The organism is Vibrio sp. 05-20-BW147, assembly GCF_013369385.1.
Taxonomy (GTDB): domain Bacteria; phylum Pseudomonadota; class Gammaproteobacteria; order Enterobacterales; family Vibrionaceae; genus Vibrio; species Vibrio floridensis.
This window is the reverse complement of sequence record NZ_SZTO01000003.1, coordinates 310,466-329,837: the sequence shown is the minus strand read 5'-3', so window position 1 is coordinate 329,837 and position 19,372 is coordinate 310,466. Positions and strand designations below refer to the sequence as shown.

17 protein-coding genes are annotated in these 19,372 nt (G+C 46.0%); 2 read left to right on the top strand and 15 right to left on the bottom strand.

The window, feature by feature from the left end:
• Window positions 1–34: 34 nt before the first annotated feature.
• The 10 genes from rpe to pilM form a co-directional block, all read right to left on the bottom strand.
• Window positions 35–703 carry a ribulose-phosphate 3-epimerase gene (gene rpe, locus FC652_RS04345; RefSeq protein WP_176297616.1) on the bottom strand — a complete coding sequence of 223 codons (669 nt, stop codon included), beginning with the start codon at window positions 701–703 and terminating at the stop codon, window positions 35–37.
• Between the two features lie 121 nt (window positions 704–824).
• Window positions 825–1,652 (bottom strand): Dam family site-specific DNA-(adenine-N6)-methyltransferase, encoded by an 828-nt coding sequence (locus FC652_RS04340; protein WP_176297615.1) that lies wholly within the window; start codon window positions 1,650–1,652, stop codon window positions 825–827.
• A 79-nt stretch (window positions 1,653–1,731) separates the two neighbouring features.
• On the bottom strand, window positions 1,732–3,222 hold the full coding sequence (locus FC652_RS04335) for an AAA family ATPase (RefSeq protein ID WP_176297614.1): 1,491 nt from the start codon (window positions 3,220–3,222) through the stop codon (window positions 1,732–1,734).
• 50 nt (window positions 3,223–3,272) lie between these two features.
• Window positions 3,273–4,364: a 3-dehydroquinate synthase gene (gene aroB, locus FC652_RS04330; RefSeq protein WP_176297613.1), complete on the bottom strand. Its 1,092-nt coding sequence runs from the start codon at window positions 4,362–4,364 to the stop codon at window positions 3,273–3,275.
• A 33-nt stretch (window positions 4,365–4,397) separates the two neighbouring features.
• Window positions 4,398–4,916, bottom strand: a complete 519-nt coding sequence (aroK, locus tag FC652_RS04325) for a shikimate kinase AroK (RefSeq protein ID WP_176297612.1) — start codon at window positions 4,914–4,916, stop codon at window positions 4,398–4,400.
• Between the two features lie 201 nt (window positions 4,917–5,117).
• The gene (locus tag FC652_RS04320; RefSeq protein WP_176297611.1) at window positions 5,118–6,887 is read right to left on the bottom strand and encodes a type IV pilus secretin PilQ family protein; all 1,770 of its coding nucleotides are present in this window, start codon (window positions 6,885–6,887) and stop codon (window positions 5,118–5,120) included.
• A gap of 13 nt (window positions 6,888–6,900) precedes the next feature.
• A complete protein-coding gene (locus FC652_RS04315; RefSeq protein ID WP_176297610.1) occupies window positions 6,901–7,413 on the bottom strand; it encodes a pilus assembly protein PilP in 513 nt (170 codons plus the stop codon).
• A complete protein-coding gene (locus tag FC652_RS04310) occupies window positions 7,403–7,996 on the bottom strand; it encodes a type 4a pilus biogenesis protein PilO (protein ID WP_176297609.1) in 594 nt (197 codons plus the stop codon). The genes FC652_RS04315 and FC652_RS04310 overlap by 11 nt, the downstream gene beginning before the upstream one ends.
• The gene (locus FC652_RS04305; protein WP_176297608.1) at window positions 7,989–8,573 is read right to left on the bottom strand and encodes a PilN domain-containing protein; all 585 of its coding nucleotides are present in this window, start codon (window positions 8,571–8,573) and stop codon (window positions 7,989–7,991) included. The genes FC652_RS04310 and FC652_RS04305 overlap by 8 nt, the downstream gene beginning before the upstream one ends.
• Window positions 8,563–9,570, bottom strand: a complete 1,008-nt coding sequence (gene pilM, locus FC652_RS04300) for a type IV pilus assembly protein PilM (RefSeq protein ID WP_176297607.1) — start codon at window positions 9,568–9,570, stop codon at window positions 8,563–8,565. The genes FC652_RS04305 and pilM overlap by 11 nt, the downstream gene beginning before the upstream one ends.
• A 138-nt stretch (window positions 9,571–9,708) precedes the next feature.
• On the opposite strand from pilM, the gene FC652_RS04295 reads away from it, so the two are divergent.
• Window positions 9,709–12,222: a PBP1A family penicillin-binding protein gene (locus FC652_RS04295; protein ID WP_176297606.1), complete on the top strand. Its 2,514-nt coding sequence runs from the start codon at window positions 9,709–9,711 to the stop codon at window positions 12,220–12,222.
• A 70-nt stretch (window positions 12,223–12,292) separates the two neighbouring features.
• Here FC652_RS04295 and oxyR read toward each other — a convergent pair whose 3' ends face one another.
• On the bottom strand, window positions 12,293–13,192 hold the full coding sequence (oxyR, locus tag FC652_RS04290; RefSeq protein ID WP_176297605.1) for a DNA-binding transcriptional regulator OxyR: 900 nt from the start codon (window positions 13,190–13,192) through the stop codon (window positions 12,293–12,295).
• Window positions 13,193–13,465: 273 nt separating this feature from the next.
• Between oxyR and FC652_RS04285 the strand changes: the two genes are divergently transcribed.
• Window positions 13,466–13,738 carry a DUF3624 domain-containing protein gene (locus FC652_RS04285; protein WP_176297604.1) on the top strand — a complete coding sequence of 91 codons (273 nt, stop codon included), beginning with the start codon at window positions 13,466–13,468 and terminating at the stop codon, window positions 13,736–13,738.
• 162 nt (window positions 13,739–13,900) lie between these two features.
• Here FC652_RS04285 and argH read toward each other — a convergent pair whose 3' ends face one another.
• The 4 genes from argH to argC form a co-directional block, all read right to left on the bottom strand.
• Window positions 13,901–15,775 (bottom strand): argininosuccinate lyase, encoded by a 1,875-nt coding sequence (argH, locus tag FC652_RS04280; protein WP_017789759.1) that lies wholly within the window; start codon window positions 15,773–15,775, stop codon window positions 13,901–13,903.
• 239 nt (window positions 15,776–16,014) lie between these two features.
• On the bottom strand, window positions 16,015–17,226 hold the full coding sequence (locus tag FC652_RS04275; protein ID WP_080538777.1) for an argininosuccinate synthase: 1,212 nt from the start codon (window positions 17,224–17,226) through the stop codon (window positions 16,015–16,017).
• Between the two features lie 214 nt (window positions 17,227–17,440).
• The gene (gene argB, locus FC652_RS04270; protein WP_011079346.1) at window positions 17,441–18,232 is read right to left on the bottom strand and encodes an acetylglutamate kinase; all 792 of its coding nucleotides are present in this window, start codon (window positions 18,230–18,232) and stop codon (window positions 17,441–17,443) included.
• Between the two features lie 22 nt (window positions 18,233–18,254).
• Window positions 18,255–19,259: an N-acetyl-gamma-glutamyl-phosphate reductase gene (argC, locus tag FC652_RS04265; protein WP_011151286.1), complete on the bottom strand. Its 1,005-nt coding sequence runs from the start codon at window positions 19,257–19,259 to the stop codon at window positions 18,255–18,257.
• Between the last annotated feature and the right edge of the window lie 113 nt (window positions 19,260–19,372).

Here is a 19,372-nt window from a genome sequence, read left to right as displayed (position 1 = left end):
GAAGCTACTCATCTAGCAACCTCGCTTCTGGAAATTACGCTTTAGCCAACTCTGCACGCATTTCGTCAATCACAGCTTTATAATCTGGTTGGCCAAAAATGGCTGAACCTGCAACAAACATATCCGCACCCGCTTCAGCGATTTCACGAATGTTCTCCACTTTCACACCACCATCGATCTCCAAGCGGATATCACGCCCAGTCGCATCAATCATCTTACGTACTGCACGCAGCTTATCCAAAGTGTGAGGAATGAATGACTGCCCACCAAAGCCAGGGTTCACCGACATTAATAAAATGAGATCCACTTTATCCATGATGAATTCTAGGTTCGCCAACGGCGTCGCAGGGTTAAGTACAACGCCCGCTTTACAGCCGTGCTCTTTGATCAATTGCAAGGTTCGATCGACATGCTCAGACGCTTCGATATGGAAGGTGATCATCGATGCACCCGCTTTGGCAAAATCGGGAATGATGCGATCGACCGGTTTGACCATCAAATGCACATCAATCGGCGCGGTAATGCCATAATCACGTAGCGCTTTACACACTGGCGCGCCGAAAGTGAGGTTCGGAACATAGTGGTTATCCATCACATCGAAATGGACAACATCCGCCCCAGCCGCCAAGACTTTTTCAACATCTTCACCTAGACGAGCAAAATCTGCAGACAAAATGGATGGAGCAATAAGAAAATCTTTCATACCTGACCTCAGTAATCACGAGCAAAACAGCAAACCAATGTGCGCGCAATTTTACCGAAGCCAGTGTGGAGATCCACCATTTCGGTGAAATAGTGTGAATGTGAAGAATGAATCGCTGAGGTTAACTGATGTCAGGCTTATGGAAAAGCGCCATCAGTTCATCTACTTTGTTGCGCCCGCCACCATTGCGGCTGATAGTGCGTTTTACCTTAACGACATTCAGCTCTGCACCATGATACAAACGGCGTGTCAGTTTGGTGTCGTGGTTTGAAATAAGTACTGGGATGCCTCTTTCGCTCGCGGTTTTTTCCGCAATATCCGCTAAGGCAGCTTGATCATCCAATGTGAAGCCATTACCTGCGTATGACGTAAAATTGGCTGTATTTGAAAGTGGCGCATACGGTGGATCGCAATACACCACACACCCTTTGCGTGCACGACGAAATGTCTCTTGATAACCTTCACATACAAACGTCGCTTTCTGCGCTTTCTCCGCAAAAAACTCTAATTCCGCTTCAGGGAAATACGGTTTTTTATACGAACCAAAAGGCACATTGAAGCCGCCTTTTTTGTTGTAACGACATAGACCATTGAAACCAAAACGGTTCATGTAGAGAAACGCTAATGAGCGAAACATCACGTCATCGGTTTTGTTGAACTCACTACGGATGCTCAAGTAGGCGTCTTTACGATTGTTCTCTTGCGTAAACCAGCGCTTTGCTTCACTGATGTAGAGCTCAGGTTGCTCTTTGAGCAAATTGTATAAGTTGATCAAGTCTGGGTTGATATCGGCCAACAAATATTGCTCATAGTCCGTGTTCAAGAACACAGAACCCGCACCGACAAAAGGTTCTACGAGTTTACGAGCTGGCGGTAAGTGCTTTTGGATATCCTCCACAAGGCCATATTTTCCGCCTGCCCATTTTAGAAAGGCTCGCTGCTTCTTCATCAAATGCTCTTTACTGCTCTAACTATCAACCCAATTTCAAGGGTGCGGAATGTAACATATTTTCCAACGAAACTCAGGTTTATTTCACTCGGTCTATCTCTCGGTGTACCTGACTAAGCGATTTTGCCCAAGGCCCCAGCGACTGTAAAGATTTAGGCAATCCTGATACAGCGTCTCTTGCCATTTGAATGGTTGGATAATCTTGATAGGTAATGATGTACCATTCCGTTTCATTACGCAGCGTTGGGTAAATTCGTACTTGATTTTGTAATTGGTGCTTATCTAAGAATACCTGGACGTCTTGCATTGAGGTCATCGCAGCTAACTGTAGAGTGTAGCCTCGTGGTGAAAGTGCTTTGAGTTCTTCTCGAGCAAAAGAAAAACTCACCACCGCAGGTACCAACGCATTGTTTTCCTCCAAAAGTGGTTCTGAAGCAACAACAGGAGTTGTGGTGGTATTTTCGGCCACCAGCGCATCAATATTGTCGGTATTCACCTGCTTGGGTTTGTCAGCCAACAACGCGTCTACCACATCCGACTCGATCGTCACACGCTGTTGATGATGATCACTAATGCCCACACTGGCGGTTTGCTCTGTCACTGCTGGCGGCAAGGCATTGGTGTCATCTTGCGCATCTTGTAGCAACTGCTCTGCATTTTGCTGACGTTGTTGCTCTGCTTGATCAACAACGGATTTCGTTGACAGCTCAGGCTCGGTCGCAAGTTCAAGCGTCGGAATGGCAGTTTGTTCAAGCGTTCGAGACATTTCTGCCGCCTTATCGTCTGCGGATGGCTGACTGAACATCCACCAATATCCTGCCGCAGCCAACAGCAGTAGCAACAAGATTGTTAAAACAATATTGACTGGGGAAGCCACAATCGAGCGGATAATTATCCTTTTTTCCACCTTAAGATCTCCTAATGCCATGATTGCCCCCGGTACAGGGTCAACTTTCTTAAATGCCGAGCGCACTTTCTTTTCATTGGCTTCGTCTACATAGCGCACCACCATGCTTTCAAAGAATCGCATTGCCTCAGTCTCGCTAAGTCGGTCAATATCAAGATCAACGGGCTTATGTTCTTGACCGTATCCAAGGCGAGTCAAGAGCGACTCTAACGAGTCAGATTCACTAAACAATAAAACGTTGACTGTCCATTGAGGATTAGTTTGTGCTTCTAGCACCCATACCCATAATTCTGATACTAGGTTTTCACTCAAAAGCTGCGCATCATCAATGACGATGGCAAAGTCACATACTTGATTCGAAAAAAGGTGTTCCGCACTTTCTATGAGGGCATCATTGGGATTAAAAAGGGGCTCGTTCACCAACTGACTTAAGATTAGAGTTCTGTGTTGGCTATCATCTTGGCTCGGATGGCAAAGCACCAAACACTGATTTTTCTCCTGCGCATATTGCTCTAAATAGCGCTGAGCCAACCAAGATTTACCAAAGCCCTTTGCACCGTTAATAGTGATAAGGTTGGAACCAAAGTTAGTTAATAACTCAAGTCGTTCTAATAGCTCGGTTTGAGAATCCAGTTCAAGGATATTAGGCAAGGCAAGACTCATCAGCGATTCCTTGTGAAAATAGCTCCAAATGGAGCTATTTTAAGGCTTAATTAATTGATTGTGCGACAATCTTCAATGGCTTGACGGATGACTTCTTGGGAAACGTCTGCCACAACTTCTGCAGTGCCAATACTGCTTGGTAACACCAATCTCAGTTTTCCTGATAGCACTTTCTTATCGCGCATCATATGAGTCATGAAATCGTCAAACGTCATACTTTCTGGTGTATGTACTGGCAGCTTCGCTCTGCTAAGTATAGAAAAAATCTTATCAAATTGCTGCTGATCGATCATACCTTGCAGTTGCGCGGTGCGTGCCGCCATAACCGTACCCGCTGCAACGGCTTCACCATGTAACCAATTGCCGTAGCCAAGCTCAGCTTCAATCGCGTGTCCAAAGGTATGGCCCAAGTTTAATAAAGCGCGAATGCCTGACTCTTTTTCATCTTGAGCCACAACTTCGGCTTTAATTTCACAACAGCGCGCAATGGCGTAAGTTAATGCTTGTTCATCTAATGAATACAGCGCATCAAGATGCTCATCGAGCCAAGTGAAAAACTCAGCGTCATAAATGATGCCGTATTTAATCACTTCAGCAATACCTGCAGCAAACTCTCGTTCAGGAAGAGTTTTCAAACAGTTGGTATCAATAATCACCGATTTAGGCTGATAGAATGCACCAATCATGTTTTTGCCTAGTGGATGGTTAACCGCCGTTTTACCACCAACAGAAGAGTCCACTTGGGATAATAGTGTGGTTGGAATTTGAATAAAATCCACACCACGTTGATAACAAGCCGCAGAGAAACCAACTAAATCACCAATTACACCACCACCTAATGCGATAACAACGACATCACGGGCAAAGCTTCCCTCAAGAAGAAAGCTCATCACTTGGTTGAAGGTTTCTAAACTCTTATATCGCTCACCATCAGGTAGTTCAAGCAACGAGGCTTTACAACCTAAAGATTGCAATAAAGAAAGAATTTTATCCGCATAGAGAGGGGCTACCGTGACATTGGTAATCACGACCACTTTCTGCCCTGCGGGGAGAAAAGAGAGGTGCGCCGAATCTTCAAACAATCCGGCGCCTATTGTGATTGGGTAGCTGCGCTCCGCTAATTCGACCGTAATCCGTTCCATGGTTGCACTCCACAAAAAAAGAAAAACTAAAAACTAGTTTTCTTCTAGCATTTTTACGATCTGATTGGCTACCACTTTTGCACTTTGATCATCTGTGCGTACGGTGTAATCCGCAATTTCTTCATATAGAGGATTACGCTCACCCGCAAGCGACTCTAGTACTTCACGTGGTTTATCCGTCTGTAACAAAGGACGTTTTTTGTCGCGATTCGTACGCGCGAGCTGTTTTTCAATGGTCGTTTCTAGGTATACCACAATCCCACGCGCAGAAAGACGGTTGCGGTTTTCGCGGCTTTTCACCGAGCCACCACCCGTAGCCAAGACGATACCTTGCTCTAAGGTTAAATCATTGATAACCGCTTCTTCACGTTTACGGAAACCTTCTTCACCTTCAACATCAAATACCCAAGAAATATCCGCACCAGTGCGCTCTTCAATAACAGTATCAGAATCCAAAAACTCCATGTGGAGTTGTTGAGCTAGGTATCGACCAATTGTACTTTTGCCAGCGCCCATTGGGCCAACAAGGAAAATATTACGTTTCTCAGCCATGTTTAGCAGTAACTTACAACGTTAATTCAATGACATCGCCACAAGAATAGTCGGAAATAACTCCGTTCAAATATGCGCTTGTGGCACCAATTCCTCACAGATACTCGTGATAAGACCCGAAATTATCAAGGTATGGTGCCGCTAATGCAACTTTATTTTTTATCTAATTGCTCAGTCACTCGAGATGTGGGGAAAAGGACGCTACTGCAAAATCACTTTAGGCGTAACAAAAATCAGTAATTCTCGTTTGCCAATGTTTTCGTAACTACGGCGGAACAACGCCCCTAACAATGGTAAATCACCCAGCAACGGCACTTTATCCGTGGTATTGGTAATACTGTGTTGGAAGATACCGCCTAACACTACCGTTTCACCATTATTTACTAACACTTGCGTACCAATACGCTGCGTGTCAATCGCGACCGCTTCCCCTGTACCTGTTTTAACAATTTCACCGGGTCTATCTTGTGTAACACTTAAATCCAACACCAGGCGATTATCTGGAGTGATTTGTGGCGTCACTTTCAAACTTAACACCGCTTTTTTGAATGATACTGTGGTCGCTCCGCTCGAAGAAGATTCAAGATAAGGAATTTCAGTACCCTGTTCTATGTATGCTGGTTTCTTGTTGGTCGTAATCAAACGAGGACTCGAAATAATCTCTGCTTTTGATTCACGTTGTAGCGCGGACAGCTCCAAATCCAACAAAAGATCTGAACCGAGTTTAGCCACTTGAAACGCGATGCTGGATGCATTCGCAGAGGTTGCCGCCAAGTTAACATTAAGGAAGTCATCAATACTGCTAGAACCGCCTTCACCGTCCTTGCTTGAACTGCCACTGCCACTGCCTGCAGTATATAAGCCAATGGTTGCTAAATTATTTTCAATCGAGCCACCCACAGTGTTACTGCCATTGATGGAGGTAAATCCCCAACGGACACCAAGTTCATCAAGGTTGCCCTCATTCACCGTCACTATTCGTGCTTCAATTTGAACCTGCTTGACCGGAATATCCAATGAATTAATGATCTCGCGAATCACTTCAATATTTTCCGGTAACTCACGTAACAAAAGAGAGTTAGTACGCTCATCAATCGCGACACTACCACGCTCTGATAGCATGCTAACGGAGTCTGTTCCGGTAATCATTTCTGCAATGTCAGAGGCTTTAGCAAAGTTAACCTTAATGATCTCAGATTTAAGGGTGCCCAGCTCTTCAGCCAGCCTCTCCTTTTCAAGCTGCTGTTTTTCTCTTAGGTCTAGCTCATCTTTCGGTGCAACTAACACCACATTCCCTTCGACCCGTTTGTCTAAACCTTTTACTTGGAGAATGATGTCCAGAACTTGTTGCCACGGCACACCATCCAATCTTAACGTAACATTGCCCTTGACAGAATCCGACACAACGAGGTTAAACCCGTTATAGTCAGCGATCAGCTGCAGCACGTTTCGTACTGGAATGTCTTGAAAATTGATGGATATCAGTTTCCCTTCTTTCTCCAATACACTCTTTTCTTGCGCTTCTGTCGATGACTCAACACGAGAAATCGTCACTTCAAGGTAACGTCCTGAAAGACGATAATCATGACGAAATTCGCCGTTAACATTAGCCACTAGGCGCGTTTTTGATACTTCTCTGAAGACTTCAATGCTCTCAACCACGGTCGAAAAATCTTTCACGTCTAAAAGATAAAGCTGTTCGTCTTTCACGGAAGTATTGATCAGTTCGATGCTTAACCCTTCTTTGACAGGTTTCAAATCTACTACCGCAGCAGGTGTTGCTAACTCAACGATGATCATTGCGTCTTTAGCCGCATTAGTTCTGAAATCAATACTTTTAAGCGCATTCTCTGCATCAGATTGTGCGTTTGCAACAGTAGAAAAAATGCAAACAGACAACAGGCAGACGATTTGGGAAAGGATTCCCGCAAACAATTGGATTTTGTTTTTCATCTTCAACTCACAAATCACTTAAATTTCTTGCCTATCTCAATGCCAGTCTGACTTTACGTTGTTGCCAACAACCTAATCCATCAGGAAGGGTTTCATTGATCAATATGTAAGACGGTGTAACCAACGTCACTTTGCCATTGTTTTGGCCAATAAATTGTCCTGGGTGAACTTTCTCAACCTTGCCTTGTGGTGTCTGTATCAGACCAGCAATCGTATCACCACTTCCCATTACCCCTTTTAAGCGCAACTGACTAAGCGGATAACGTTCCAGTTTGCCGTTTTTTGCTCTCGCTATTGGCTGCCAACAATCTTTTTTGACCACAGGCTGAGAGGCAATAACCGCCTCTTTAGGTAACTCGAAAGGACGCCGATTGTCCTTCACTAGATATTCGAGGGGGATATACTCTCGCTCAGGCTGCAACTTGGCCATTTCTTGGCGTGCCTCCAGCTCAACTTGACGAACAAACCCTTCTATTGACTCGGTGTTCGCTCGACACCCGGCTAGCACCAGTAGCGTCAGGATAAGTGGTAAACTATTTTTCATCGTCACCACCCACTGACTTAAACTGATAGGTATTTGCCCTGACTCGAAAATGAAGCGTGCTACTTTCCATACTGACACGATGCCAAGTCACATCGGTAAAACTAATAATGCGAGGCAATCGAGCAATCGACTCAGAAAATGAGCCAATATCGTGATAATCCCCCGTCAACTCAATGTTCAATGGCAATTGATAGAGGAAATCTTTGTTGAGCTTTTCTCCCCAATCAATACGAGTAAATGTGAGCTTATTCTGCAGCCCCAGCTCATTAACAGATGCCAACATAGTGGCTAGCTCTTTTTGAACTGGCAGCTGTTGCAATAAGTACTCATATCGCTGTGTCAGTTCATCCAACTGCGATTGCAACTGAGGTAACGCCGCCACTTTGGTCGCTTTGATTCTGGCGGTCACTTTGAGTGTGTGCTCCTTCTCAATTAAACTCTGCAGCGTTTCCGTTTCAGGTTTGAGGTAAAACCAATAACCAAAACCTTGGATAACTAGAATCAGCAAAGTGACGACTATCAATTGCGGCCATATTGGCCAATCCATGATTTCATCCATGTCCAAATCTTGCCAACTAGCCATGAGATTTCTCCCTCTGCGCTTCTTCAGAGATGTGCTCATTAAAAACAAATGAAACCGTGAAGGTTTGAAAACTCTTTCCAAAACGTTCTTTGTCATGAACGATCGAGTGCATTTCGACATCTTTTAAAAATGGTGAGCGTTCAAGATTGTCCAGCATCGTTGCCAAACGCGCGGTACTATCACTGATTCCGGCGATTTCTACCTCGTTGGCGTTCATTTTGATTTTGTCGACATAAACGCCATCTGGAATCACTTCGGTCATCAAGCTCATAAATATGGTGGTTTTGTTACGTTCAGCTTGAAGCGATTCAACCACTTTGAGCCGAGCAAGAATCTGACTATGTTCTTCCTTAGCAATGTTCATAGATTGAATGCGCTTATCCAGCTGGGCAATATAATGATTGAGATAATCGAGCCGCTCTTGCTGCAAACGTTGTTGGTATGAAAAGTACTGCCCAAAGCCCCACTGGAAGCCAACCGCAATCAACGTACCCAACACGAGTAACCCCACAAAACGACGTTTATGCTCCTCGCGTTTTTGCTCACGCCATGGCAGGAGATTGATCTTATGCTGCATCATTGCCCTCCAACCATTGAATGCCGCTCACCGCCAAACCGGCCGCCACGGAAAAATGATGCCAATCCACAACCCGTCGCTTGCTCTTTGCGGTTTTTTGCTCGAATAGCCCTAACGGATTAAGCACTTCGCAATCCAAACTCAGCTTTCGCTGCAATGTTTCACTGAGTAAAGGCGTCACTGCGCCCTCTCCACAAAGCCAGATACCATTCACTTTGCTCTGCGTTTCCATCGATTGAAACAATTGCAATTGCCGGCGCACTCGCTCTGTCAGCTCTTTATTAAAGATGTCGGTTTTTTCATGAGCATCAGGAGCAGTCAGATCACCTCCAATTGAAGCATTAAGATGTGAAACTCCATATGCAAACTCCTTGACCAAAGGCAGCTCATTACGTCTCGTAATCACTAACGACGTCGTTTCATATCCGACATCGAGAAGGCAATAATTGGCTTTATCTGGATGCTGCTGCGCTGCCAAGGTTAAGACATGGCATAAGCTGTGAGCATGCACATCCACCAAGACAGGCTTCAATCCAACTTCTTGGGTGACGCGCATACGACTTTCCACCACTTCTTTTTTGGTTGCGTATACTTGATAACTAGAGTGGTTCTTTACGCTCTCATCCACCAACTTGACGTAGTCGATAAAAAGCTCATCAACAGGAAAAGGAGATTGATGTGCAAAAGCTTGGATAATAGCAAACTCGCGCTCGCGACCATCAAGTTCAGAGTCGATTGAAAGTATCTTGCTGATCACCGCACTATCTGGCACAGCGAGAGAAACTTGATAACGAAAGAGAGGCAGTTCTTTCTTTAGTTCTTTCAAGCTATTGACAATTTCTTGATGATTCAAAGTGTGATTATCTGAGAAAATGCCCTCATTAATGATTATTTCTTTATAACCCAATAGAGCGTAGCGTTCTCCATAAGGTTTCAGAATGACAGCCTTGAGGCTACGATGACCAATATCAATTCCGGTAACGAACGGCTTACCCATCTCAAAATAGCTCCCATTTTCTTTAGCTCAAAGGTTGTTATTAACCGTTAAATAAGAGTTAATAGCAGCGAGCTAACTTTTTAGCCTAGAGTACAAGGGTTTGCCGTCATACAGCCTCAACTAAACAGGGATTCTCCGGTGAAGTTCATAAAGCGATTACTTATATTTGCATTAGTTTGCATAATTCTTGGAGTCACAACAATTTTTGGCTTTTATCAATACGTAAAGCCAGACCTACCCGATGTCGCGACACTTAAAGATGTCGAACTGCAAACGCCGATGCAGGTGTTTAGCCAAGATGGGAAATTAATTGCGCAATTTGGTGAGAAGCGTCGTATTCCAGTCACCTACGATCAAATTCCTCAATCGTTGATCCACGCGCTGATCGCGACAGAAGACAGTCGCTTCTATGACCATTACGGGATTGACCCAATCGGCATTACCCGAGCGGCGTTAGTTGTCGCAATGTCAGGCTCTGCCAAACAAGGGGCAAGCACCATCACTCAGCAGCTAGCACGTAATTTCTTCCTCTCGAACGAGAAGAAATTGATGCGTAAAGTGAAAGAGATTTTTATTGCGATTCACATCGAACAGCTCTTATCAAAAGAAGAGATTATGGAGCTGTACGTTAACAAGATTTTCCTTGGTTATCGCTCTTATGGCTTTGGCGCGGCGGCTCGTGTTTATTTTGGCAAAGATTTGCAAGATCTCTCCTTAAGCGAGATTGCAACTTTGGCGGGAATGCCAAAAGCACCATCAACGCTCAATCCGATCTACTCTCTAGAACGTGCGACCAATCGTCGCAATGTCGTTCTAATGCGTATGTTGGATGAAAAATACATTACCCAAGAAGAGTATGATGCCGCACGTGCGGAAACTCTGATCTCTCAGTTCCATGGCGCAGAGATCGAAGTCAGCGCACCGTATGTTGCTGAACTTGCTCGAGCTTGGATGGTACAGGAGTACGGTGAAGAGAAAGCGTATACTTCTGGTATGAATGTCTATATGACCATCGACTCCAAGCTCCAAGCCGCAGCCAACAAAGCAGCGATTGACAACTTGTTGGCCTATGATGAACGCCATGGGTACCGTGGCGCAGAAAGTGTACTTTGGAAAGCAGGCGAGTCCGCTTGGGATGAAACTAAGATGGACGAGCATCTAAGCAACCAACCGGCTTACGGCGATTTGCTACCAGCCATTGTGACCAAGGTTGAAGGCAAAAACGCAACCCTTTGGGTTAAACGTGAACAAAGCCAAACCATCGCTTGGTCAGGTATGAATTGGGCACGTAAATTCATTACTGATGAACGCCAAGGCAGCGCCCCAACTTCAGCCAAAGAAATCCTTGCTGAAGGTGAGCAAGTTTGGGTGCGCAAAATGATGACGCAAGATGAAAAGGGTGATCAGCATGAAAGCTGGCAACTAAGCCAAGTGCCAAATGCAAACACGGCTTTTATCGCCATGAATCCTGATAATGGTGCGGTACTTTCTCTCGTTGGTGGTTTCAACTTTGTCCATAACAAGTTCAACCGCGCCACCATGTCCGTTCGTCAAGTGGGTTCGAGTATCAAACCCTTTATTTACTCAGCTGCGGTCGATAAAGGCATGACTCTGGCCACGTTGATCAACGACGCACCAATCAACAAGTGGGATGAAAGCCAAGGTACGGCATGGCGTCCTAAGAACTCGCCTCCGACTTATATTGGTCCAACCCGTTTACGTATCGGCCTAGCGACGTCGAAAAACGTCATGGCGGTTCGTACTCTACGTGAAGTAGGGCTGGACGAAACGCGTGAATACCTCACTCGCTTTGGTTTTGAGCTCGACCAACTGCCACGTTCAGAAACGATTGCACTTGGTGCTGGTAGTTTAACACCGATGAAAATGGCACAGGGATTCTCGGTTTTTGCCAATGGGGGCTACTATGTAGAGCCTTATTACATCAGCCATATTGAAGATCCTTATGGCAATGTCGTGTTTGAGTCGCAGCCACAAACCATCTGTCAGCAAGATTGCCCAGTGGCCACAGAAGCCGTTGTAGATAATGGGAATGGTGAAAGCACCGAGATTACTCAGCCATTTGCCAAGCAAGTGATCAGCGAACAGAACGCCTTTATCATGCGCGAAATGATGTACAGCAATATCTGGGGTGGTGGTAACTGGCGTGAAGGTACAGGTTGGAATGGTACTGGCTGGCGTGCACAAACGTTGGGGCGACGCGATATCGGCGGTAAAACCGGCACAACCAACGATTCCAAAGATGCTTGGTATAACGGTTATGGTCCGGGTGTGGTAGCGATTTCGTGGGTGGGCTTTGATGATCATAGCCGTACACTCGGTAAAACCACCACTAACGCCAACTTAGATAGCCAACAAACCTCTGGGGCCGAATCGGGAGCTAAAACCGCATTGCCAGCGTGGATCGATTTTATGAAGTTGGCTCTCGACGGAGTTCCAGAGCACGAGAAAGTACTCCCCGCCAACATTGTTCGTGTCCGTATTGACCGAGAAACAGGATTACTCACCAACAAAACAGACGAAAGCTCTCTGTTTGAGTATTTCATTCGTGGTACAGAGCCGACCGAGTATGTTTCGAGCGTCGAGGAAGAAAGCATCTATTCTTCTTCAAGTGATGAAGAAGCATTGTTCTAAGTTAGCCAGTCAAAAACAAAAAAGGTTGCCATTTGGCAACCTTTTTATTTATTGGCGCAGCAGACAAACATTACTGCTTTGAACCACTCACGAGCAGTTCTTTGATGGTTGCTGCCAACTGCTCAAAACGCGCACGCAGTGGAGAGCCAGGGCGATAAACCACCACGATCGTCCGAGAAGGCACCGGATTGACCGCTTTTATATAACTCACGCCATCTTTTTGCTTCTCTTTTGGTACCGAGAGCTCTGGCAGCAAGGTGATCCCAGCCCCCGCAGCGACCATATTGCGCAACGTTTCCAAGCTGGTCGCTTTAAAGCGTTCATCATCACGAGCACCTGCCGCGAAACAAAATCCTAACGCCTGATCGCGAAGGCAATGACCATCCCCAAGCGCTAATACGGTTTTTCCATTGAGCTCTAACATATCCAGCTGTTCGAGCGCAGCCCATTCATGATGGCATGGCACCGCAACACTTAATGGTTCGTTATACACTTCAATTTCTTTAAATGGTTCAGTCTCTGCTACCGACGCCAGTACTAAGCAATCGAGTTTGCCATCTTCGAGCTGTCGCACTAACTGTTGTGTTTGTGCTTCGTGCAAAAACAGCTCCAGCTCAGGGAAACGCTCTTTGAGTTGAGGTACAATTTTTGGCAATAAATAAGGGCCCAGCGTTGGAATAAAGCCAATATGCATCGGCCCTGTCATCGCCCCACTTTGACCACTTGCCATCTCTTTAAAGGTTTTGACCTCTTTGAGAATATTTTTTGCCTGCTCAACAAGTTGCAAACCAGCATCGGTAAAAAGCACTCGACGACTGCTACGCTCAAGTAGCGTTGTCCCTATCTCTTCTTCCAGTTTACGAATTTGTCCGCTTAGTGTTGGTTGACTCACGAAACACGCTTCAGCTGCTTTTCTGAAATGTTTATGCTCTGCCAAAGCCACTAGGTATTCGAAATCGCGAATGTTCATACCCACCTCAATAGAATATAGCTATCAAAAACATAACATCAGATTCTAATAACTATCAAAATTTTTCGTCGTGTTTAATGATGAGATGTTTCATCTTCATCCCACTCTCGACGCCAGAACAAAGGAAATTTGCCGCAGGCAAATAACGACCGCCTCACAGCGGTTTTTATTTCATATTGTACTTAAGTTTCCGTACGTTACTTTTATACTATACCCAATAGGCGGCAGGTTTTGTCATGAAACTTTACTCAATTTATCCATGGAATTGACCACATGTCATGTAACGATTGCTCTCAACACTGGTTTTGGAAAAAGATAGGTCGATGCCAGCGCTGCCTCGATCAATTGACCGTGTTGTCCGTTATATGCTGGATCATTTGGTGGTTCGCATTCAGAGACAACCCCACCTCAATCGAATCAATTGCTCTGATCGTGGCCGGATTTGCTTTTAACATTTTGCTCTTTTTGCATTTATGGATGAAGTACGTGATTTTGCCTTGGCAGGCTCGCAAGCTCAGTGAAAAAACGCGTGATAAGCAGAAATAAAAAAACCCCGCTACCAATCTCGGTGTCGGGGTCTTCCTAGAGATTTCTAAGAAAAAGCAGTGGTAACTCTGTAGACTGCACTGCTTTCTGATAGTTCCCATAAAATACGATCTTTTTTGATCTTTTTTATCGCCCGAACTAAATTTCTAATGAAATCAAACGCTATGCAACTTTAACCTGAGAAATAATCTGCTCACTTAGATTGAATTCGAGCGCGACTTCGTCACACGCATGCTGTCGTGGGCATTTGTCGCAGTCTTTCAAGACTTTTTCAGGAAGCAGCGACTTCGAGGTTTGCACGAAGTTCTGTTTCAGGAAGAACTCAGGGGCACGAGTTAGCACAAACAGCTTTTTGATGGCCATGTCTTTGGCTTTATCAATCAGATACTGAACCACTGCCGTTCCCTGACCTTGTCTCTGCCAGCCCGCTTCGATGCCTAAAGAGCGGATCTCTGCCAAACCAGAATCGTAGATGTAAAGGGATGCACACCCGGTCACTAAGCCTTGATGTTCAGACACCGCAAACAAACCGATATCGCGGATAATCTCACTGCGTGTACGCGGTAAATTTTCCCCTAGGTTTGCCCAGTAAGCCACCATGCTCTCTAAAGTTTCAATATCGGTGATGCGAGCAGGACGTACCTTAACTAACGTCGTATCGCGTGCAGCAAGGCGCTTGTCCGCTTGTTCAACCGCATACGCCACTTGCTTTGGTGATACCCCACCTAACGCACTGCGCTTTTCAAGACACGACTCTATGGTCAGAATTTGGTAAACATCGGCTTCAATCACGGGAGAGAAAGATTGCAATTGCTCAAGCGATAGCTCTTCAAGTGCACAGCCTTGTGCAATGGCCCCGACCACAGCAACACCGACAATATGGTGTGCTTCGCGGAATGGGATCCCTTTGGCCACCAAGTAATCGGCCAGTTCAGTCGAGTTAGCGTAACCTTGTTTCGCCGCTTCAAGCGTGCGCTCTCCATTGACTTTAATCCCATCAAAACAAAGCGCTGCCATCTCCATGCAATCGTTCCAAGTATCGAGAGCATCGAACAGCCCTTCTTTGTCTTCTTGCATGTCTTTGTTGTACGCCAGCGGTAAGGCTTTTACCGTCATCATCATGCCCGCAAGAGAGCCATACACGCGGCCCGTTTTGCCACGGATCAGTTCTAGCGCATCTGGGTTTTTCTTTTGTGGCATCAAGGACGATCCTGAGGTCACCGTATCGGCTAACTCAATAAAGCCCGACTCACCAGAGTTGTAGAAAATCATGTCTTCCGCAAGACGAGATAAATGCAACATCGAGATCGAAGCAACTGACATCAACTCCATTACATGATCGCGATCAGAGACCGAATCCAGTGAGTTGCGTGTCGCACGACGGAAGCCCAAATCCTGTGCCAGTTGCTCACGATCAATCGGATACGCTGTGCCCGCTAACGCTCCTGAACCTAACGGGCAGGTGTCAAGACGAGTCAGTGCATCGCTCAATCTCGAATAGTCACGCTCAAACATTTCCACATAGGCCAAGCACCAATGTGCAAACGTCACAGGTTGAGCACGTTGTAAATGGGTATAGCCCGGCAGGACCGTGGCTTGGTGCTGTTTTGCCACATTCACCATTTGCGTCTGCAATTTATCCAATCCCAACAGCAACTGATGCCCTTGCTGGCGACACCATAATTTCAGGTCAGTGGCGACTTGGTCGTTGCGCGAGCGACCAGTATGAAGCTTTTTACCCAGGTCGCCCACTTTACCAATCAGTTGCTGTTCAACCCACGAATGAATATCTTCCGCATCGGAATGAAGAATTTGATGAGGATCTTCCATCACCTCAAGTTTCAATTCGTTCAGCGCAAACTCCAGTTTTTGCTGCTCTTCTTTGCTCAGCACATTGACTGACAGCAACGCCTTAGACCAAGCAATAGAGCCAACAATGTCTTGCTCGGCCAGTCGGTAATCAAAGCGAAGCGAATCGTTAAAATCTTTGAACCTGGTATCTGCCGCTTGGGTAAATCTTCCGCCCCATAATGCCATTGCGTCTCTCCTGATGACTATTGCTAACCGGTGTAAGTGTGTTGCTCGATCCCTTACCCATTCATGGTAAGGAATGCAGGTATTGTTATGTGCCCACGTTACGACAAACTCGCCAAAAAATAAAGTATAAATTCATTATTTTTACATATTTATTCATGAATAATTTTAAAACCTCCCATACAAAAAGGCTCAGCAGATGCCTGCTGAGCCTTTCTTGTATTCAACAATAACCGCGCTGGTTATTTCTGGCTATTGAGTGCGCGAATGCGGCTAGAAAGTGAGTAAAGGCGAATAAAGCCGCCTGCGTGGCTTTGATCGTACACTTCATCTTCACCAAAGGTTGCAAACGCTTCGGAATACAAGCTGTTTTCAGAACGTTTCTGCGTCACTGTTGCCATACCTTTATACAGCTTCACCACGACTTCACCATTGACATCCTGTGCCAACTCATCTGCCGCAGCCATGATCGATTTACGCAGTGGTGTGAACCAGCGACCATCATAGACAAGGTGAGACGCTTTTAAACCCAGTTCTTCACGGAACTCAAAAGAGGTTTTGTCCAGCACCAACTGCTCAACCGCACGCAGCGCTTCCATCATAATGGTGCCCCCTGGGGTTTCATAACAACCACGAGACTTCATGCCAACCAGACGGTTTTCTACAATGTCGATACGACCAACACCGTGTTTCGCCCCTTTTTCGTTCAAGTAAACCAGCGCGTTGTACGGCGTCATTTGCTCACCATCCACCGCCACAACTTCACCTTTTTCAACTTGCAGGGTAACGTATTCTGCTTCATTCGGCGCTTGCTCTGGATCGACGGTCCATACCCAGCAATCTTCATTCGGTGCATTCCAGGTACTTTCTAGTACGCCACCCTCAGTAGAGATATGCCACGCATTCGCGTCACGAGAATAGATTTTGGTCAACGACGCAGCACAAGGAATGTTGCGCTCAGCCAAGTAGTCTAAACACTGCTCACGACTCACAAGATCCCATTCACGCCAAGGCGCAATCACTTTCAGATCAGGGGCCAATGCGGCGAAGGCACCTTCAAAACGCACTTGGTCATTCCCTTTACCAGTACAGCCGTGACACAGTGCATCAGCCCCCACTTTACGGGCAATTTCAACTTGTGCTTTGGCAATCACCGGACGCGCCATAGACGTCCCCAAGAGGTATTTGCCTTCGTAGTAAGCGCCCGTTTTCAGTGTTGGGTAGATGTAGTCAGCGACCAACTCTTCTTTCAGATCGACGACATAACATTCTGAAGCGCCAGAGGCGATCGCTTTCTCTTCAATACCGACAAGCTCTTCCTCGCCTTGACCCACATCAGCAACAAAGGCCACCACTTCACAATCGTAGTTCTCTTTTAACCAAGGAATGATCACTGACGTATCCAAACCGCCTGAATAAGCGACAACCACTTTATTGACATTTAATTTGCTCATTTCCATTCTCCATTTGTCTGGCCTGCACTCGGCGGTCAGTGCCATACGACTTCTTAATCTTGTTGAGTTATACCCTTCCTACTTGAAGCTGCAGCGGTGTTGGCTGCATTCGTTCACCCCAATCACATAGCGTATCTATGCTCATGGGGATTCACTCATTTGCCGCCTACCTGCAGCTTCAAGTTGTTTGGGTATAGCTGTTTCATTCAAATAGTTATGCAGGTAAGAACTGGGTCCCGATACTTTCTCCGGCAAACAGTTTTTCCAGATTTTCTGGATAGCGCCAGGTTGCGACTTCAATCGCTCGCCCTAAATCGTTTGCGGCTTCTAAGGCAGCTTGGACTTTGACAATCATGCCATCGGTAATCACCTTACCGGCAATCAAGGCATCGGCTTCTTGTTGGTTTAAGCTCTTAATTAAGTGCCCTTTGCCATCAAGCACACCACTCACATCAGACAGAAGGACCAGTTGCGCATCTAATGCCCCAGCCACTGCAACAGCAGCTTGATCAGCGTTGACGTTCATGAGCTGCCCCTGCGCTGTTAAACCAATTGAGCTGATGATCGGTAAGGCACCTGCGTTCAAAATCGTTTGCAACAGGCTTGAATCCCCAGGCGTCGCTTTGCCTACCGCTCCGAGCTCTGGATCCAACTCTTCAACCTGACATAAGCCACCGTCGGCAAGGCTTAATCCAATGGCATTCAGACCATCCGCCATCGCTTGTCCTTGTAGCAATTTGTTCGCAGTCCCTGCGAGCGCGCCTGCAATCAGCGGAATTTGATCGTAAGGTGTTACACGTAAACCGTTTTTCTTCACTGTCGGAAGTTGTAACTTTTCCATCAGCTCATCCACTAGGTAACCGCCACCGTGCACAATCACGATTTGTCGCTGCTCTTTTTGTTGGTAGCTGGCAATGGCTCCAAATAGTTGGCTCAAGGTTTGGCTGCACGATAGCGCCGCACCACCTAATTTGATTACAAGAGGATTTAAGCTTGGTTGTGTCATCTTCTTTTCCTTACCCAAAGCGTTACAGCAAGGCTGTTAGTGGTGAAAAACCGTAATGAATATTTAGGCACTGCATCGCTTGGCTCGATGCCCCTTTTAATAGGTTATCAATGGCCGAAATCACGATGATGTGTTGACCTTGAACCTTCCAGCCAAGATCGCAGAATGGGGTAAATTCGACATCCTGAATGCGTGGGATAACATCCCCTTTAAGGCGCACCGCAGGTTTTCTGTCATAGGCTTGCGCAAAAGCGTGCGCGACTTGTTCTTTCGTCACACCATCCTGCAACTTCATAGTAATCGTCGCCAAAATGCCACGTTTGAAGTTGCCAAGGTGAGGCGTGAAGATCACATCACAACCAAGATGGTGAACGATTTCCGGTTGGTGTCTGTGATTAAAAATGCCATAAGGTTGTAAGCTGACTTCACAAAAGCTATTGGTCATCGACGCTTTGCGACCTGCACCAGAAACACCACTGGTTGCATTAATCACTGGCCATTGATTGGTATCCACTAACTGAGAGACCAGCAGCGGCTTAATTGCCAATTGTGCCGCAGTGGTGTAACACCCAGCAACCGCCACCAATTGACTGGCTTTAATGGCTTCTTCATTCCACTCAGCCAAACCATATGCCGCTTTGTCCAACCACTCACTGTGCTGGTGTGCAAAACCGTAAAACTGAGTATAGAAATCATCGCCTTTCACACGGAATGCACCTGAGAGATCAAACACCTGACAACCTTGCTGCAAAAAGAGCGGAGCAAGGTCATGGCTGACTTCATGTGCCGTCGCCAAAAAAATCACATCAGAGTCTTGGGCTACCCCGAGCGGATCCGTTAGCGGCAACACGGGCATTTCAATCACACCCGCGAGTTTGCCATGCAGTTGAGAAATACACTTGCCGGCATCACTGCTATTGGCGGATACATACAAACCTGCTAGCGTGAGCTCAGGGTGTTTCTCTACCATCAGTGCCAACTCAGCGCCTGTGTAACCGCTGGCACCTATGATTGTGGTTTTTAACATCTCAGTACATCCGTAAACTTAGAAAGTGTAAAAGTGACTATTCATATTTAAAATTTGCTTTATATTGATTTTTTATTCATTAAATATGAGTTAATATGTGTTTTACCTTTTTG

Bases quoted from the DNA above. Each gene is read 5' to 3' on its own strand.
- oxyR (WP_176297605.1), bottom strand. From the start codon at position 13,192: ATGAACATTCGCGATTTCGAATACCTAGTGGCTTTGGCAGAGCATAAA.
- FC652_RS04275 (WP_080538777.1), bottom strand. From the start codon at position 17,226: ATGAGCAAATTAAATGTCAATAAAGTGGTTGTCGCTTATTCAGGCGGT.
- aroK (WP_176297612.1), bottom strand. From the start codon at position 4,916: ATGGCTGAGAAACGTAATATTTTCCTTGTTGGCCCAATGGGCGCTGGC.
- argC (WP_011151286.1), bottom strand. From the start codon at position 19,259: ATGTTAAAAACCACAATCATAGGTGCCAGCGGTTACACAGGCGCTGAG.
- FC652_RS04305 (WP_176297608.1), bottom strand. From the start codon at position 8,573: ATGCAGCATAAGATCAATCTCCTGCCATGGCGTGAGCAAAAACGCGAG.
- aroB (WP_176297613.1), bottom strand. From the start codon at position 4,364: ATGGAACGGATTACGGTCGAATTAGCGGAGCGCAGCTACCCAATCACA.
- FC652_RS04335 (WP_176297614.1), bottom strand. From the start codon at position 3,222: ATGAGTCTTGCCTTGCCTAATATCCTTGAACTGGATTCTCAAACCGAG.
- argH (WP_017789759.1), bottom strand. From the start codon at position 15,775: ATGGCATTATGGGGCGGAAGATTTACCCAAGCGGCAGATACCAGGTTC.
- rpe (WP_176297616.1), bottom strand. From the start codon at position 703: ATGAAAGATTTTCTTATTGCTCCATCCATTTTGTCTGCAGATTTTGCT.
- FC652_RS04315 (WP_176297610.1), bottom strand. From the start codon at position 7,413: ATGAAAAATAGTTTACCACTTATCCTGACGCTACTGGTGCTAGCCGGG.
- FC652_RS04340 (WP_176297615.1), bottom strand. From the start codon at position 1,652: ATGAAGAAGCAGCGAGCCTTTCTAAAATGGGCAGGCGGAAAATATGGC.
- argB (WP_011079346.1), bottom strand. From the start codon at position 18,232: ATGACACAACCAAGCTTAAATCCTCTTGTAATCAAATTAGGTGGTGCG.
- FC652_RS04310 (WP_176297609.1), bottom strand. From the start codon at position 7,996: ATGGCTAGTTGGCAAGATTTGGACATGGATGAAATCATGGATTGGCCA.
- FC652_RS04285 (WP_176297604.1), top strand. From the start codon at position 13,466: ATGTCATGTAACGATTGCTCTCAACACTGGTTTTGGAAAAAGATAGGT.
- pilM (WP_176297607.1), bottom strand. From the start codon at position 9,570: ATGGGTAAGCCGTTCGTTACCGGAATTGATATTGGTCATCGTAGCCTC.